The 16,170-nt window shown below is 66.3% G+C and carries 17 protein-coding genes and 2 tRNA genes; 16 read left to right on the top strand and 3 right to left on the bottom strand.

Annotated features, from left to right (window positions below; all coding sequences use genetic code 11):
* The first annotated feature begins 21 nt into the window (after positions 1-21).
* From gyrA to SACXIDRAFT_RS10075, 5 genes are all read left to right on the top strand, one after another.
* On the top strand, positions 22-2,565 hold the full coding sequence (gene gyrA / locus SACXIDRAFT_RS10095) for a DNA gyrase subunit A (protein WP_006238455.1): 2,544 nt from the start codon (positions 22-24) through the stop codon (positions 2,563-2,565).
* A 32-nt stretch (positions 2,566-2,597) separates the two neighbouring features.
* Positions 2,598-3,332 (top strand): DUF3566 domain-containing protein, encoded by a 735-nt coding sequence (locus SACXIDRAFT_RS10090; protein WP_006238454.1) that lies wholly within the window; start codon positions 2,598-2,600, stop codon positions 3,330-3,332.
* 49 nt (positions 3,333-3,381) lie between these two features.
* A tRNA-Ile gene (locus SACXIDRAFT_RS10085) sits at positions 3,382-3,455 on the top strand.
* A gap of 259 nt (positions 3,456-3,714) precedes the next feature.
* Positions 3,715-4,827 carry a tryptophan--tRNA ligase gene (gene trpS, locus SACXIDRAFT_RS10080; RefSeq protein WP_006238453.1) on the top strand — a complete coding sequence of 371 codons (1,113 nt, stop codon included), beginning with the start codon at positions 3,715-3,717 and terminating at the stop codon, positions 4,825-4,827.
* Between the two features lie 173 nt (positions 4,828-5,000).
* Complete coding sequence (locus SACXIDRAFT_RS10075; RefSeq protein WP_006238452.1) at positions 5,001-5,417, top strand: GvpU-like protein; 417 nt, start codon at positions 5,001-5,003, stop codon at positions 5,415-5,417.
* Positions 5,418-5,471: 54 nt separating this feature from the next.
* Here SACXIDRAFT_RS10075 and SACXIDRAFT_RS10070 read toward each other — a convergent pair whose 3' ends face one another.
* Entirely contained in the window at positions 5,472-5,705 is a 234-nt protein-coding gene (locus SACXIDRAFT_RS10070; RefSeq protein WP_006238451.1) for a CsbD family protein, read from the bottom strand.
* 130 nt (positions 5,706-5,835) lie between these two features.
* Here SACXIDRAFT_RS10070 and SACXIDRAFT_RS10065 point away from each other — a divergent pair, with 130 nt between their 5' ends.
* The 10 genes from SACXIDRAFT_RS10065 to SACXIDRAFT_RS10020 all read left to right on the top strand — a co-directional run bounded on the left by SACXIDRAFT_RS10065 (position 5,836) and on the right by SACXIDRAFT_RS10020 (position 14,085).
* Entirely contained in the window at positions 5,836-6,027 is a 192-nt protein-coding gene (locus SACXIDRAFT_RS10065) for a DLW-39 family protein (RefSeq protein WP_006238450.1), read from the top strand.
* 37 nt (positions 6,028-6,064) lie between these two features.
* Positions 6,065-6,137, top strand: a tRNA-Ala gene (locus SACXIDRAFT_RS10060).
* 619 nt (positions 6,138-6,756) lie between these two features.
* The gene (locus SACXIDRAFT_RS10055) at positions 6,757-8,007 is read left to right on the top strand and encodes a DNA cytosine methyltransferase (RefSeq protein ID WP_006238449.1); all 1,251 of its coding nucleotides are present in this window, start codon (positions 6,757-6,759) and stop codon (positions 8,005-8,007) included.
* Complete coding sequence (locus SACXIDRAFT_RS23700; protein ID WP_006238448.1) at positions 8,004-8,801, top strand: very short patch repair endonuclease; 798 nt, start codon at positions 8,004-8,006, stop codon at positions 8,799-8,801. The genes SACXIDRAFT_RS10055 and SACXIDRAFT_RS23700 overlap by 4 nt, the downstream gene beginning before the upstream one ends.
* 156 nt (positions 8,802-8,957) lie before the next feature.
* Entirely contained in the window at positions 8,958-9,596 is a 639-nt protein-coding gene (locus SACXIDRAFT_RS10045) for an Eco29kI family restriction endonuclease (protein WP_006238447.1), read from the top strand.
* A 515-nt stretch (positions 9,597-10,111) separates the two neighbouring features.
* Complete coding sequence (locus SACXIDRAFT_RS10040; RefSeq protein ID WP_040922117.1) at positions 10,112-10,462, top strand: YciI family protein; 351 nt, start codon at positions 10,112-10,114, stop codon at positions 10,460-10,462.
* 1 nt (position 10,463) lies between these two features.
* Positions 10,464-11,732: an RNA polymerase sigma factor gene (locus SACXIDRAFT_RS10035; protein WP_040922116.1), complete on the top strand. Its 1,269-nt coding sequence runs from the start codon at positions 10,464-10,466 to the stop codon at positions 11,730-11,732.
* 153 nt (positions 11,733-11,885) lie between these two features.
* Positions 11,886-12,638, top strand: a complete 753-nt coding sequence (locus SACXIDRAFT_RS10030; RefSeq protein WP_006238444.1) for a hypothetical protein — start codon at positions 11,886-11,888, stop codon at positions 12,636-12,638.
* Between the two features lie 11 nt (positions 12,639-12,649).
* Positions 12,650-13,405, top strand: coding sequence for a hypothetical protein (locus SACXIDRAFT_RS10025; protein ID WP_006238443.1), 756 nt, complete (start codon positions 12,650-12,652; stop codon positions 13,403-13,405).
* Between the two features lie 104 nt (positions 13,406-13,509).
* On the top strand, positions 13,510-14,085 hold the full coding sequence (locus SACXIDRAFT_RS10020) for a dihydrofolate reductase family protein (protein ID WP_006238442.1): 576 nt from the start codon (positions 13,510-13,512) through the stop codon (positions 14,083-14,085).
* 42 nt (positions 14,086-14,127) lie between these two features.
* On the opposite strand, the gene SACXIDRAFT_RS10015 is transcribed toward SACXIDRAFT_RS10020, so the two are convergent.
* Both SACXIDRAFT_RS10015 and SACXIDRAFT_RS10010 read right to left on the bottom strand, forming a co-directional pair.
* Entirely contained in the window at positions 14,128-14,589 is a 462-nt protein-coding gene (locus SACXIDRAFT_RS10015) for an iron chaperone (RefSeq protein ID WP_006238441.1), read from the bottom strand.
* Positions 14,590-14,849: 260 nt separating this feature from the next.
* Positions 14,850-15,371 (bottom strand): CGNR zinc finger domain-containing protein, encoded by a 522-nt coding sequence (locus tag SACXIDRAFT_RS10010; RefSeq protein ID WP_006238440.1) that lies wholly within the window; start codon positions 15,369-15,371, stop codon positions 14,850-14,852.
* 95 nt (positions 15,372-15,466) lie between these two features.
* Between SACXIDRAFT_RS10010 and SACXIDRAFT_RS10005 the strand changes: the two genes are divergently transcribed.
* Positions 15,467-16,159: a haloacid dehalogenase type II gene (locus SACXIDRAFT_RS10005; RefSeq protein WP_006238439.1), complete on the top strand. Its 693-nt coding sequence runs from the start codon at positions 15,467-15,469 to the stop codon at positions 16,157-16,159.
* Positions 16,160-16,170: the final 11 nt, after the last annotated feature.

Below are 16,170 nucleotides of genomic sequence, written 5' to 3'. Positions count from 1 at the left end.
GCGTGAAAGGAACATCCAGCCGTGACCGAGACTCTCCCGCCGAGCTCCCATGGACGCATCGAGCCGGTGGACATCCAGCAGGAGATGCAGAACTCCTACATCAACTACGCGATGAGCGTGATCGTGTCGCGGGCTCTGCCGGATGTGCGTGACGGCCTCAAGCCGGTGCACCGCCGCGTCCTCTACTCGATGTACGACTCGGGTTTCCGGCCCGAGCGCGGCTACAACAAGTGCTCCCGTGTCGTCGGCGACGTGATGGGCAACTACCACCCGCACGGCGACTCGGCGATCTACGACGCTCTGGTGCGGCTGGCCCAGCGGTGGTCGATGCGGTACCCGCTCATCGATGGTCAGGGCAACTTCGGCTCGCCGGGCAACGACCCCGCCGCGGCGATGCGATACACCGAGTCGCGCCTCGATCCGCTCGCCATGGAGATGTTGCGGGACATCGAGGAAGACACGGTCGATTTCTCGGACAACTACGACGGGCGCACGCGGGAACCGGACGTCCTGCCGAGTCGCATCCCGAACTTGCTGGTCAACGGCGGTTCGGGAATCGCCGTCGGCATGGCGACCAACATTCCGCCGCACAACCTTCGCGAGGTCGCCGAGGGCGTGTTCTGGGCGCTGGACAACCCGGACGCGGACGACGAGGAACTGCTGGCCGCACTGATGCAGCGCATCAAGGGCCCGGACTTTCCGACGAGCGGTCTGATCCTCGGCACCCAGGGCATTTCCGACGCCTACCGCACGGGCAGGGGCTCGGTCCGGATGCGTGCCGTGGTGGAGGTCGAGGAGGACACCAAGGGCCGTACCACGCTGGTGGTCACGGAGCTGCCGTACCAGGTCAACCCGGACAACCTCGTCGAGAACATCGCGACGCTGGCGCGCGACGGCAAGATCACCGGTATCTCGGACATCGCGGACGAGAGCAACAGCCGCAGCGGTATGCGCATCGTGATCACGTTGAAGCGTGACGCGGTGGCGAAGGTCGTGCTGAACAACCTCTACAAGCACACGCAGTTGCAGTACAACTTCGGCGTCAACATGCTGGCGCTCGTCGATGGTGTGCCGAGGACGTTGAGGCTCGACCAGATGGTGCGGCACTACGTGACGCACCAGGTCGAGGTCATCGTGCGCCGGACGCGGTTCCGGTTGCGCAAGGCCGAGGAGCGAGCCCACATCCTGCGTGGTCTGGTCAGGGCGCTCGACCAGCTCGACGCGGTGATCGCGCTGATCCGCCGCTCGCCCAGCGTTGACGAGGCGCGCAGCGGCCTGGTCGAGTTGCTCGACGTTGACGAGGTGCAGGCCACCGCCATCCTGGACATGCAGCTGCGCAGGCTGGCTGCCCTGGAACGGCAGAAGATCATCGACGAGCTGGCCGACATCGAACGGAAGATCGCCGACCTTCAGGACATCCTGGACCGGCCGGAGCGGCAGCGTTCGATCGTGCGTGACGAACTACAGGAGATCGTCGATAAGTACGGTGACGATCGCCGCACGCAGATCATTCCTTTCGACGGCGACGTGTCGATGGAGGACTTGATCGCCGAGGAGGACGTGGTCGTCACGATCACGCGCACCGGCTACGCCAAGCGCACCAAGACCGACCTCTACCGTTCGCAGAAGCGCGGTGGCAAGGGTGTGCAGGGCGCGACGCTCAAGCAGGACGACATCGTGGAGCACTTCTTCGTGTGCTCGACGCACAACTGGGTGCTGTTCTTCACGAACAAGGGCCGCGTGTACAGGGCGAAGGCGTACGACCTTCCCGAGGCCAACCGCAACGCGCGGGGTCAGCATGTGGCCAACCTGCTGGCGTTCCAGCCGGACGAGTCTATCGCGAGCGTGATCCAGATCCCGAACTACGAGGTCGCGCCGTATTTGATCCTCGGCACGAAGAAGGGCCTGGTGAAGAAGTCGAGACTGGCCGACTTCGACTCACCGCGCTCGGGCGGGCTCATCGGGATCAACCTCCGCGAGGGCGACGAACTCGTCGGCGCGGTGCTCGCGTCGGCGGAGGACGACCTTCTCCTCGTCTCCTCCGACGGGCAGTCGATCCGGTTCAACGCCACCGACGAGGCGCTGCGGCCGATGGGCAGGGCCACCTCGGGCGTGCTCGGGATGCGGTTCAACGACGGTGGGGAACTGCTGAGCATCAACGTCGTCAAGGAAGGCACGTTCCTGCTGGTCGCCACCGACGGTGGTTACTCGAAGCGCACCGCCGTCGAGGACTACCCGGTGCAGGGCCGGGGTGGTAAGGGCGTGCTCACGATCCAGCACGACGAAAAGCGTGGCAGGCTGGTGACAGCTCTCGTCGTCGATGCCGACGACGAGCTGTACGCCATCACGTCGAGCGGCGGGGTGATCAGAACCCCTGCGGAACAGGTCCGCAAGGCCGGGAGGCAGACGAAGGGCGTGCGATTGATCAACCTGGGTGAAGGGAACACCCTGCTGGCCGTGGCGCGCAACGCGGACCGGCCGTCGGACGTCCCGGAAGTGGACGACCCGGAGGGCGTCGAAGCCGAGGGCGAGGCCGTGTCCGACACGGACACGGAGCAACAGTAGTGGCTCGCGACAGACAAAGGGACTGACCGGTTGTGACACCACCTGACAACACTGAACAGCGCGGCTCCGGTGGAACGGACACCAGTACGGGGGAAGTTCCACCGTGGCAGCGGGTGGACAAGGACGGTCCTGCGGGATCGCCGGACGGTGACGGCGGTGCCACCCAGTGGCTACCGAGTCAGTCGGGTCAGGAACAGGCGCGGCCGGTGGCGATGACAGCGGCGCAGCCGGAGGCCGGGGCCTCCGACCCCGTGTTCGGGCAGAGCGGGCCGGCGAGTGGCCTGTTCGGCCAGGGCTCCGACGGCGACTCCGCGCGGACGTCGTCCCCGGCGTCCGCGCAGGCCAAGTCTGAGGCCGGTTCACAGAGTGGCCGGTCGGTCAGCGCGTTCCGCAGGCCGGGCCGAGGGCCGAGGCGGGCGAATCTGCAGGTGAAGCGGATCGACCCGTGGTCGGTGCTGAAGCTGTCGCTCGTGCTCGGGGTGGCGTTGTTCTTCATCTGGCTCGTCGCCGTCGGTGTGCTGTACATGGTGCTCGACGGCATGGGTGTGTGGGACAACATCAACGGCACCTACAACTCGCTCGTGGCCAACGACGGAGCCGAGGGCGAGTTGCTGGTCACGGCAGGCACGGTGTTCGGTGCCGCGGCGATCGTGGGCGCGGTCAACATCGTGCTCATCTCGGCGCTGACCACGGTCGGGGCGTTCATCTACAACGCCTGCGCCGGGCTGACCGGAGGGCTGGAACTCACACTGTCGGAACGTGAGTGACCCCAGCGAATGGGCGCTGATCGGCTTGCGGTAAGCTGTTCAGCGTCAAGGGCCCATAGCTCAGGCGGTTAGAGCGCTTCGCTGATAACGAAGAGGTCGGAGGTTCAAGTCCTCCTGGGCCCACAGCAGATCAGGGGCGGTTGACTTGTACAGGTCAACCGCCCCTGATGCTTTTTCCGCCTGTCGGTGTCGGTCCGGCTGAAGGTACTGGGCGCTATGCTGTTCCTGTGCATCGCTCGTCGTGTCTGAACTGGTGGCGCTCCTCGTAGGAGCGGCCATCACTTGACAGCACGACCGGGCCGTTCGAAAGGACGGCCCTTCGCGTGTCCCCTGGTAACGGGTTCGGGTCGTCCGCGACCACGACCGACCCCAAGGAGACAGCGTGAGAACGTTTCCCGACCTCGAAGCCACCGTTGCCGACCCTGCCTCGTCCTCCGCTGACGCGCGGGAGATGTCCGCGGCGCAGTCCCGGAGCGCGGTGCTTGAGGAGCAGATCGCCGAGAACCCCGGACGGTTCCGTGTTCTGACGGGCGACCGGCCCACAGGCCGCCTGCATCTCGGCCACTACTTCGGCACGCTGCACAACCGGGTGCGGCTTCAGAAGCTGGGCGTCGAGATGTTCGTGCTCGTCGCGGACTACCAGGTGCTGACCGATCGCGACGTCGCCGACGACCTGCCGTGGCACGTCGAGGAACTGGTGCTCGACTACCTCGCCATCGGTGTGGACCCGCACCGCGGCACGATCTTCACGCACAGCGCCGTCCCCGCGTTGAACCAGCTGATGCTGCCTTTCCTCAGCCTCGTTTCGGTGGCAGAGCTGAGCCGCAATCCCACGGTCAAGGACGAGATCGCGCACTCGCGGCAGTCGGCAGTCAGCGGCCTGATGTTCACCTATCCCGTCCACCAGGCAGCCGACATCCTCTTCTGCAAGTCCAATCTGGTGCCGGTAGGGCAGGACCAGCTTCCGCACCTTGAACTGACGCGGACGATCGCAAGGCGCTTCAACAACCGCTACGGCGACGGCACCGCCGTCTTTCCCCAGCCGGAGGCGCTGCTGTCGAGCGCACCCCTGCTGCTCGGCACGGATGGCGCCAAGATGAGCAAGAGCCGAGGCAACGCCATCACACTGGCCGCCTCTGCCGACGAGACGGCGCGGCTGATCAGGGGAGCCAGGACGGACTCCGAACGCCACATCACCTACGAGCCTGCCACCCGGCCAGAGGTGTCGTCGCTTGTCCTGCTCGCGGCCCTCTGCCAAAAGCGACCTCCCGAGGAGGTCGCCGCCGACATCGGCTCAGCGGGGGCCGGTGCGCTGAAAAAGGTCGTGATCGAGGCGGTCAACGAGTACCTGGCGCCGATCAGGTCGCGCCGAGCGGAGCTGGCGCGTGACCGCGCCCACCTCCGCCGGGTCCTCGCCGAGGGCAACGAGCGAGCGCGAGCCGTGGCCGACGTGACTCTCGCGGAGGTGCGCGAGGCCATGGGTGGCTGTCGCTGAGACAGGCCGTGGCGGCGAGTGCGACGACGGCCCGGTTCAGGCGAGTCCCGGGCCGTCGTCGTCAGTCACAGGCGTGATCCTGCTCGGCTGCCCGTTCAGGCCCACCCGCCTCGGGTAGGTAGTCCCTCGGGACGATCCCGCCCCGGACTGTCCCGAGGCGAAGGAGGTGGGTGATGGGAGCGGCGCGGCCGGACTTCCTTCTACAGGCGTTCGTGGATGCCGCGAACCAGATGGAGGACTTCGCCATGGGAGTCACGTTGAGCGTTTCGGGCGGAATCATCGCCGGTGACCTCGTGACGGCGACGCGGTGGATGGACGAGGTCGCCACTCTCGTGGAAATGGAAGGATCGGAGGCGGCGTTCCATATCGCGAACGTGTACCGCGAACAAGCCGGGCTCTACAAGAAAAGGGCGGCGCAGAATCGCGGAGAAGTGCATGGTGAGGTCACCTACATTCATCTCAGGGACGCGCAATGGTTGACGAACGCCGGTCAGCTCGGCCCGGTGCCGGGGGTGCACTGGCGGGGGCTGCTCACAGAGATTTCCGGGTGGGCTCTGGGGCGCTTGCCTCTGCCGAGCCTGCGTCACTGAGCGAGCGTGCTCCGCAGGGAACGGCCGAGCCGACCGGCGCGCCGACCTGCGTCGCTACTGTTGCCGACGTTCGCGTTCCTCGGCTTCACGCGCTTCTCGCTGCGCTTGCTCTGCCTGCTGCTGCCGCTCGGCGGCGGTCTGCTGCTTCGCGCCCTTCTCCCGCTGCGCGCCGCCTTCGCGTTCCATCTCGTCGTTGCCGAGGAAAGTCCCCGCGGCTTCCTTCGCCCTGCCCTTCAGATCCTCGACCGCACCCTTGATGCCTTCGCGCTTGTCGTCGCTACCAGCCATGACAATTCCTCCCTTTTCGTCCGTGTTCTGGCGCGATCTACCCGTGAGGTGGACCGCGTAAACGCCGCCTCGGTGCCGTGCAGTAACATCACTGGTGCACGGTCAGCAGGTTGTCGAGGAGGGCTTCACCGTGAAGAAGCTGTTGGCACTCGCGGTTGTCGCGGGCGGCGTTTTCTTCTTGATCAAGCGCAACAGGGACGCGAAGGCCGAGGCGGACCTGTGGCGTGAAGCCACCGCACCGACCGAGCGCCCGACGAGCGGTGTCTCCCCGAACGGCAGCGCACCGGCGAAGGCCGGCTCGGACGCCGCGAGCAAGAACTGAGAGCTTTCCCCGCGGGTGGTATCCTGGCCCGCGGTTCGGGGCTGTAGCTCAATTGGTAGAGCGCCGCTTTTGCAAGGCGGAGGTCAGGGGTTCGATTCCCCTCAGCTCCACAATGTTCGACCAGGTAAAACGCCGCTGACGGTGGCCGCCAGTTCTGAGCTTTGACAGTCACGATGACTGCGAGTGCCCTTCGAGCATGGCCAAGCCGCGGGTGGACGCCAACGCTCGCGAGGTTTCATCCGCCGTCGAGCCAAGCTCACCGCAGATCAAACGTCTACGCCGGGATCGACCCGCTGACCCGCAAGCGGATGTACTTGTCAGAGTTGACGGCCGACGAGAATGAAGCTTAATGGATCTTCACTCTGCTACTCGTCCATCTCGCGACCGTCGAGATGCTGGCGGAGCACCGCGATACGAAGCGGCTGTACGGCAGCTCGGCGTCGAGCCGACGAACGAGGCGTTCCTGTTCTCCTGTGAGCCTACGTTCAATCGCTCGTACGACCCTAGCGGCGTGATTACACCGCTACGCCCGGATGTGCGCCGGCTTCGGCGACGGCGAGTGGATGTGCGCGGTTGAGGCCGCCCTCGCGCTCCTCGGCGAGCACGCGCTGTCGCGGTTGAAAGGTGTACGACCATGATCGGACGCATGTTCGCCAGTCGTTGTCAATACGTCCGCGCTCTCGGCATGTCGCACGTGCGTTCGATCCAAGACCGCGGTACAGTCCCCGCGTGACTACGCAGCCAGCCCTATTCCCCGAAGACGGACCCCCGCGCGAGGTGGGCACCAGCATTGAGCTCTTCACCGGGGGTGGTGGGCTCGCGTTGGCCATGCACAACGCGGGCTTCCGTCATCTGTTGGCTGTCGAGTTGGAGAAGCGGGCGTGCGCGACATTGCGCGCGAACAGGGCGGAGGACTGGGACGAATCCGCAGTGCAGGGTCTGGGCCTGCACTCGCCGTGGCCGCTTATTGAGGGCGACATCCGCGAAGCGGACCTATCGTGCTACCTCGGCCAAGTCGATGTGATCGCCGGTGGAGTGCCGTGCCAACCCTGGTCGTTGGGCGGCGTCCATAAGGGCTACGACGACGAGCGGAATCTGTGGCCTGAACTATTCCGGACGGTGCGGGAAACTCGTCCGCGCGCGGTGATCGCGGAGAACGTGAAGGGATTGTTACGGCCGTCGTTCAAGCCGTACTACGAGTACATCCTCAACGAGTTGCGTGCGCCGTTCGAACAGCGAGTGGACGGTGAGGACTGGCGCGATCACGACAAACGGCTGCGAAAGGCGCTAGCCAAGGACGCCGGGGACGATACCGAACGTTACGACGTTAAGTACCTCATGGTTAACGCTGCGGACTATGGAGTGCCCCAGGTGCGGTGGCGTGTCTTCGTTGTCGCCTTTCGCCGCGACCTCGGCCTCGAGGATTGGGACTTCCCGCAGCCCACGCACTCGGAAGCCGCGCTACTGCGAGCGCAGGCCGACGGCAGCTACTGGGACGAACACAAGGTGCCCAAGCGCTACCGTCACACGCCCGTAGCGCCCAAAGGCAACGACGATGGTGAGCGCACCCACCGGTGGCTCACGCTGCGGGACGCCATCAAGGGGTTAGGGGAACCGCTTGGGGACAAGGTCGAGCACCCGGACCACCTGCACCACTACGGTTGGCCCGGCGCGCGCCAATATCCTGGGCACACCCCGAATCTGCTGGACCGGCCAGCCAAGACAGTGAAGGCCGGTGTGCACGGCGTACCAGGAGGAGAGACCGTCCTGCGCCGTGACGACGGCTCCATCCGGTACATGACGGTGCGCGAAGTCGCGCGCGTGATGACCTTCCCCGACGACTGGTTCCTGGCTGGCCCACGCGGCGAGCAGATGCGCCAACTCGGAAACGCCGTGCCGGTCAGACTCGGTGAAGCTATCGCCCGGTCGGTAGCCGACGTGCTGTCCCCTCACTTAACGACGATTCGGCGGCGCTCGTGACATCGCACCCGCTCTGGCGAGACCACCCGCCGGATGCGGCGGCGTGGAAACCCGCACCTGGACTCAGTCGCCGGGAACGAGCGGAGGAACAAGACCGTGCCGCTGGTGGCCGCGATGCCCGCGAGATCCACCTGCCGGATGGAAAAACAGGCCATGCGTCGGTCGCGCTCCGCGTCTTCCCATCTGGTCGTCGAATTTACGCCTATCTTCGCTGGTCAGTCCTTGGCAAGACTCACGAGTGCTACGCCGGCGAGGTTGACGCTCTCACCCGTGAGGACAACCTCGCCCAAGCTTGGCAACAGATCCATGCCAGGGGATTGCTCGACCAACGAGGAGATGCGGCAGAGACCGGCGAGAGTGCCACGTCGGCGCCTACGTCTTGGGCTTCCACTCCCGCCTCTCGAGCGGTGATGCGAGCCAACCGGAGCCGTGATACTCGTCCGGAACGGGCACTGCGCTCGGCGATACACGCGCTCGGGTTGCGCTACCGTGTAGCTACCCGCCCGGTCAAGAACGTTCGACGTACCGCCGACGTGGTGTTCCCACGCGCCAAGGTGGCTGTCTTCCTCGACGGATGTTTCTGGCACGGTTGTCCCGAGCACCATCGTCCCGCCACCGGCGCCACGTCCTCGTTCTGGAACACCAAGATCGAGGACAACAAGCGCCGTGACGCTGACACTGATCAACGACTGCGCAATGCCGGCTGGGACGTCATCCGTGTGTGGGAGCACGAGGACGTAGCGGATGCGGCACGTCGCATCGCGGACACTCTCCGCGGCAAACAGCGACCGTAGCAGCCGCATCTACAGGCCAGAGATGCTGCAGCGGGCCTTCGCTACTGGCGAATCCACTGCTCTGGTACCTGGTGTCGGTCGCAGGAAGTCACCTGACGGACGGTGCGAGTCAGGTGTGGGATCGAGGTCACCGATGATCCTCTAATCTTCGGGGTTATGTCTGCGCCGGACGTGTATCGACCCGCATTCTTTGATCCGTTGTCTACGGAGCATCTGACTTGGATCATCTGCCGACAGTTTGAGGAACAGCCGCCTGTCCGCCTCGACACCGTGATGCCTTCTTTCGAGGGGCCAGGCCTATATGCCATCTACTACGAGGGGGATTCCTGCGACCTGTATCGGCCCCTCAGCGGACTCACCATCCCGCTGTACGTCGGTCAGTCGAGATCGACTAACAGCGCTACGGGACGGACGAATCCCAGCACCCGCCCGCTGCACTCGCGCGTCCACCAGCACCGTAGGTCGATCATTGAAGGTGGGTTGCCACCGGAAGAGTTCTCAGTTCGGCTGCTGGCGATGCCGGATGTCCACATAGATCTTGGAGAGAACGGGCTACGTGTCGGCTACCAGCCGGTATGGAACTCGGTGTTGAACGGATTTGGCAGCCATGAGCAGGGCTCGACCACGCGCAGGAGCAGCCGGAGTAAGTGGGACACGGTGCACGAGGGCAGGTCACGAACCTACGGTGCAGCGAAGCATGATCGTGACGAGCTGATCGCGCGAGCGACGGAGGCGATCCGTCAGCAAGTCGAGCGTTATAACGAGCTGCCATGGCACCGTACGGCACTGGAGTGATGCTCGATGGCGTTGGTGTGAGCCGAGAGTGCGCTGGGTCGGAGTCGGCGCAGCACCGTGGGAATCACGGTGGGCGCGACAGTCGGCAGCGTGCAGAGCGGTCACGGCATACACAGACACCGCCAACGTGACCAGCGGTATCCGCCCTGATTGGTAGAGCGCCGCTTTTGCAAGGCGGAGGTCAGGGGTTCGATTCCCCTCAGCTCCACAGTGTTCGAACTGGGGAGACTCCCCCTATTTCGGCCTCTGAGTGTTCCGTGGTCCGACCGGCTCCGGTGGCGGGGAAATCCCGGGCGAGCGCGGTGGTCGCGCGTGTGACAGGCGAGTCCCGGCCCGGTCCTGAGTAGCCGACATCGCCCCGACCGCCGGTGGCCACAGAAGCCGAACGCGGCACAGCCTGTCCCACAGTGCGAAAGATTTTTCCCTGGTGTGTCCATCGGCGGGGTCGCCGTTCGTGGTTGTGTTGTGCGGCGACGCTGCCGTGCCTGGACGACGCAATCCGAGGGAGTTGGACCGTGAAGTACATGCTGCTGATCAACGCCGGTGCGGTTGGCGACAACGGCGAGGCCGCAGGGTGTGAGGCCGGGGATTGGATCGCCTACGACAAGGAAGTACGGGAGGCGGGGATCTTCGTCTCCGGCGAGTCGCTCGCCGACCTGGTCACCGCCACCGCTGTGCGGGTCGAGGACGACGGAAGGCCGATCGTCACGGACGGGCCGTTCGCGGAGACCCGCGAGATTCTGGGTGGGTTCTACGTCATCGACGTGCCGAACCTGGACGTCGCGCTGGACTGGGCCGCGCGCTGCCCCGGAGCGCGGCATGGCGGGTCGGTCGTGGTGCGTCCGGTCGCCGACTTCGGAGACTGAGGTGAGGGACGAACGGGCCGCCCGTGGCACGACGCCGGTTGTGGAGGCGGTGTTCCGCGAGGAGCACGGTCGGCTGCTGGCGGCCCTCGTCCGTCGCTTCGGCGATCTCGATCTGGCCGAGGAGGTCACATCGGAGGCCGTCGAGGCCGCGCTGGCGAAGTGGCCGGTGCACGGTGTCCCACCCAAGCCGGGCGCGTGGCTGATGACCACTGCCCGGCGCAAAGCGGTCGATCGGCTGCGGCGTGACCAGGCGTTGGCCGCGCGGCTGGCCATTCTGCAGGTGGATGCCGACCGGGCCGAACCCGCCGCCGCTCCGGCCATGGACGGTGACCTGCCGGACGAGCGGTTGCAGATGTTCTTCACCTGCTCTCATCCGGCGCTCGCGGCCGAGGACCGAGTCGCTTTGACACTTCGGTGCCTCGCGGGGCTGACGACATCGGAGGTCGCGCGGGCTTTCCTCGTGCCGGAGAGCACGATGGCGAAGCGGATCGTGCGCGCGAAGAAGAAGATCCGCGAGGCTCGGGTCCCGTTCCGCACGCCAGGTGCCGGTGAGCTGCCGGACCGCCTACCCGGTGTTCTTCAGGTGTTGTACTCGGTCTTCACCGAGGGTTACGCGGCCAGCGCCGGTCCTCGGTTGCAGCGGCTTGATCTTGCGGAGGAGGCGATCCGGCTTGCCCGGATTCTGCGGAGCTTGCTGCCCGCACAGCGGGAGGTGACCGGGCTGCTCGCGCTGATGCTGCTGGTCCACGCCCGTCGGGAAGCCCGAACGGGTTCGGACGGGGAGTTGGTCCTGCTCGACGAGCAGGACAGAAGCAGGTGGGACAGTGCGATGATCTCGGAAGGTCTTGGCCTTGTGCCCATCGCGTTGGTCGGCGGAACACCCGGCCGGTACGCGGTGCAGGCCGCGATCGCCGCCCTGCACGACGAGGCCGCGGACCTCGGGACCACCGACTGGCCGCAGATCGTGGCGCTCTACGACGTCCTGCTCACGCTCACGCCCTCGCCGATCGTCGCCTTGAACCGAGCGGTGGCCGTGGCATTTCGCGACGGTCCGGCGGCGGGTCTGGCCCTGCTCGACGAGTTGGCCGACGAACCCCGGCTGCACCGCTACCACCCTTTCCCCATGGCACGGGCAGAACTGCTGCACCGGCTGGGTCGGCATGCCGAGGCCGCAGCTGCCTACCGGAAGGCAGTCGAGCTGGCAGGCACCGAACCCGAACGTGCTCGCCTGCGGCGCAAGCTGCGGGAGATCGAGCACGGCGACTCGTGACGCACCCGGGGACTCGGTGCCGGTTCCACCGGCGGAGCAGGCGCCCGTCGATCCACACGCGACCGTCTCGGCGAGCACGTTTCCCACCGGGCCGGGTCTGCGGCAACTGGTCCTGCCCGCTCGGGTGCCGCTTCGGCATGTGACGATCAACCGATGGGCATCCCTTCGTCTCTTCGTGAATCGCTGAGCGACCCTGTGTTCTGGGCGCGGTACACCTTCGCCGCGGAGGACGGACCCGGCGCCGATCGGCTCGGCGACCTCGAAGAGCTGCTCGATGGGGACGACGAGGACGACGACCTCGACGAGGACGGCGAGGACCAGGACACCAAGATCCGCGTGACCTTCGACGTCGGGGGAGGGCAGGCACTCAGCCTCGACGTTGACACCGGGCTCGACAATCACGAGCTGGGCATCGTCGGACCGGGTTCGGCCGAGTTCGCCGGGCTCGGTTGGGACAACCTGGCGCACTGGCATCCTTACGCGCTGCGGTGGCCGGAGCTCGACCTGATCTGCCAGGCGATCGCCGTGCTGGACCCGCTTCTGTTCCATCCTGGCGTTCCGATGGCGTTGCTGTGCCGGTTCGCGGCGGTGTTCGAGGACGACGACGTGGACGCCGCCGTCGCCACCGTAGACGCGGCGTTCGCCGCACTGCGGCCCCATGGCTGGGACGGTTACTGGCCCACCGGCGCCGACTGGCTCGAACGCGCCGACTTCCGCGGGGAGAACGTGTTGTGGCGCCGCGACGACGCGGGCCACCTGTGGGCCGAGCAGGGCGAGGACCACGACGCCGACTTCTACAGCATTCGGGTGAGCCCGCCTGCCGGGAATGGTGACGGTTTCCCGCACGCCCGGCTCAACGATCTGCTGGCTGCCGCGGCCGCCACGGTGGCTACCGGCCGACCTTGAGGAGGCCTGGCGTGGGCAGCGTGACGGGATCGCTCCGATGGAAGGCGGCGACCGCCCGTAACGTCGTCGTTCTCGGCCTCGCGGGTTTACTCGTGTGGTCTGTCGCCGTCGAGGTGGCGATGCCGTCCTCGCTCGATCCCGACGGCTCCTGCCCCGGCGCCGTGGGTGTCGAAAGACACTACGTTCCGCCGAGCGCGACCTGTCTCCACCCCGACGGCCGCACCATCGACTACATCCCCTTGCCGGAGACCGTCGTGCTCACCGTGCTGTTCGTGGTTCTCGCGGGGACGACCACGGCCGGGTTCGGGGTGCTCGGGTGGCGGCTGCTGCGGCGGGGTCGCGACCTCGGACGAACGAAGCCAGGGCGGCCTGTGTTCCACGTCCTCGGCGCGGCGATGCTGGGGCTCGTCACCGCCGTCGTCGCCAGAGTCGCCGTCCTCATCGCGTTGTTCACGGGCGGTCCGCCTGGTGGTGTCGTCGTGTTCGTCGCCGTCGCCCTTTTGGCCATCGGTGTGGCGAGCGCCCTGGACAGGGCCGTAGGCCCCGGAGGAGCGGCGGGCCCGAACCGACGCGCAACGGTTCTGGTGGTCGCCGGTAGCGCGGTGATGCTGACGCTGATAGTCGTGGGCTGGCGTGACTACGCCGAACACAACACCTTGCTCGGCCCGGCATGGGCTGTCACGGCGAGTGGCGGGATGTTCGCGCTCCTCGCAGGCGCCCAATGGATCAGGCTGCCGGGCCAGCGAGGACACACCCGGCTCATCTGATCGAACGACCTCGGGAGAGATTTTTTCGCGGGAGGTGTCGAATCAGGCGTTGGCTGTTCGATGTGTTGGTGACGAGAGCAACCGAGTAGACCAAGGAGCAACCGATGCGCACGCTGATCGCCACCTCGTTCATCTCGCTCGACGGCGTCGTCGAGGCACCCGGAGGTGAAGCGGGCTACCGCAACACCGGCTGGACCTTCAAGGCCGCCGAGTTCGACCCTGCCGCGTACGAGTTGAAGGCCCGCGAGCAGGAGGAGGCGACGGCGATGCTGCTCGGCCGGGTCAGTTACGAGGCGTTCGCGCCGGTGTGGCCCGGCATGACGGAGGAGTTCGCCCGTTACAACGCCATGCCCAAGTACGTCGTGTCCACCACGCTCAGGGAAGAGGACCTGGTGTCCGACTGGGGCGAGACCAACATCCTCCGTTCGCTTGACGACGTGGCCGCGCTCAAGGAGACCGAGGGTGGGCCGATCAGCATCCACGGCAGCGCCACGCTGAACCGCGGTCTCTCCGATGCCGGTCTGATCGACCGTTACCACCTGCTGGTCTTCCCCGTCCTTCTCGGCGCGGGCAAGCGGATGTTCAGCGACACCGACAAGGATCTGCAGCAGCTCGAGCTCATCGAGAGCGAGTCGTACGGCAACGGGGTCCAGAAGCTGGTCTACGACGTCGTCCGCTGAGCGGCGCCGCTCATGGCGGGTTCTCGGCCGGTGGGTCGAGGATCAGCTCACCGCCTTCCTGACGAGTGCGGTGATGCGCTCCTCGACCTTGGCCGTCACCTCGGTCAGGGCGAAGGACGTCGCCCACATCGGGCCGTCGTCGAGGTTCGCTTGATCGTCGAAGCCGAGGGTGGCGTAGCGGGCCTTGAACTTGTCGGCGCTCTGGAAGTAGCAGACCACCTTGCCGTCGAGGGCGTAGGCGGGCATCCCGTACCAAAGCTTCGGCGCGAGTTGCGGGGCGTTCGCCTTGACGATCGCGTGGACGCGCTCGGCCATGACCCGGTCGGATTCGGGCATGTCCGCGATCTTGGCGAGCACGTCTCGTTCGGCCTCGGCGGCCTTGTCCGCGCGTGACCGGCGCTTCGCCTCCTTCTTGCGCTCCTGGACATGCTCCTTCATGGCGGCACGCTCTTCGGGCGTGAAGATGTCGGAGGCGCTGGTGTCCTTGCCTGTCGCCGGGTCCATTGCCGAACTCCCTTCGCAGCGGAAACGGTGCTGGGCTCAACGCTAGGCGCGGTCGTCTGCGCGGGCTTCTCGATTCCTGACCGGTTCGCCCGACCACGGCGCGAGCGTCAGTACCGAGGTCGCGCCGGGCGCGCGGACATAGCCAGGCGAGAGGATCGCCAGGCAGACGGCGGCACTCGGGTGGAGAAATCAACCCCGCGGGTGGTCGGTCTTTCTCGCGGCATGTCCGGAATGTCGTTTACGCGAGTGGATGTCGTCTGTCAAAGCGCCCTGTGGCGCGCCCGGTACGCGGCGGCCTTGACCCGGTTGCCGCACTCCGCCATCCCGCACCAGGTTCGTCGCGCGCCCCGCGAGCGATCGACGTAGATCCTTGTACAACCGGTACGACCACATTCCTTGAGACAGGCGTCCGGGTCGGCCAGCACGTCGATGCCGTGTCTGGCTACGGAAGACAGCGCCTGCCGGAGGTCACCCGACCTCCGCAAGCCCGATTCGGTGAGGACGACTGCCGGTACCGGCCCGGCAGCCAGGTCGTTGACGATCGCGAGGCTGTCGTGGTCGAAACGCCGCCCGAGCACTCGGTCAAGGGCCAGGTGATAGACGGCTTCGCGAAGCGCGATGGCTGATTCGAACGTGGTGAGATCGGCGGTGACCCGGTCAGGCAGCTCGTCGCACTCGGCCACCCATCGTTCGAGATCCGTAGGAGTGGCCAGGGCGTCAACGGGGGCATCTCGGCGGGACAACACGGTGCCCGCAAGGTCGAGGGCAGGGTTTCCGCTCACGAAGGCGAACTCCACATCACCATCTTGACCGGTTACTTCCCCGCTGGCAAGATTCGTCACCTGTTAAACCGGTGACGTTGAAGGGAATGGAGATTATGCCGCAACGCAGCGACATCGAGGTAGTGGTCTTCGACGTCCTCGGGACGTTGGTTGACGAGCCCACCGGTGTTCGATCGACGATCCGCGACACGACGCCCCAGGCGGACGATGCGATGGTTGAGAGGCTCTACACCGTGTGGCAACGCCACCGCGAGCGTGAGCAGCAGCGCATCGCGGATGGTGACCGCCCCTATGTCAACTCCGGGATCCTCGACGCCGAGGCGGCGCGCTGCGCGGCGGAACAGGTCGGACTCGACGATCCAGCGACCGTCACCGGACTGGCAACGGCAGGCTGGCGGCTGCCGCCATGGGGCGATTCCGTTGCCTGCGTCGAACGACTGGGGCGGCACCTTCCCGTGCTCGGCCTCTCTAATGCCAGTCGCGCCACCCTACTGCGGCTCAACGCGCTGGCGGGTCTGCGCTGGCATCAAGTCCTTTCCGGCGAGACTGTCTCGGCGTACAAGCCCGCGCCGGAGGTCTACCAGCTCGCCGTTGACACGGCTGGGTGTCCGCCGGAACGCATACTCATGGTGGCCGCGCACGCCTGGGACCTGCGTGGGGCACAGTCCTGTGGCATGCGAACCGCGTACGTCCAGCGTCCTGTCGGGGACCCGCCGACGGCCTCGGACACCATCGACTGGCTGTTCAGCGGGTTAGACGAACTCGTCGCCGCGTTATTGCCGGGATAGTTGTCGCGGGC

Origin of the sequence: Saccharomonospora xinjiangensis XJ-54, assembly GCF_000258175.1 — a bacterium.
Classification (GTDB): Bacteria; Actinomycetota; Actinomycetes; order Mycobacteriales; family Pseudonocardiaceae; genus Saccharomonospora; species Saccharomonospora xinjiangensis.
This window is presented reverse-complemented; position numbering and strand designations above follow the sequence as displayed.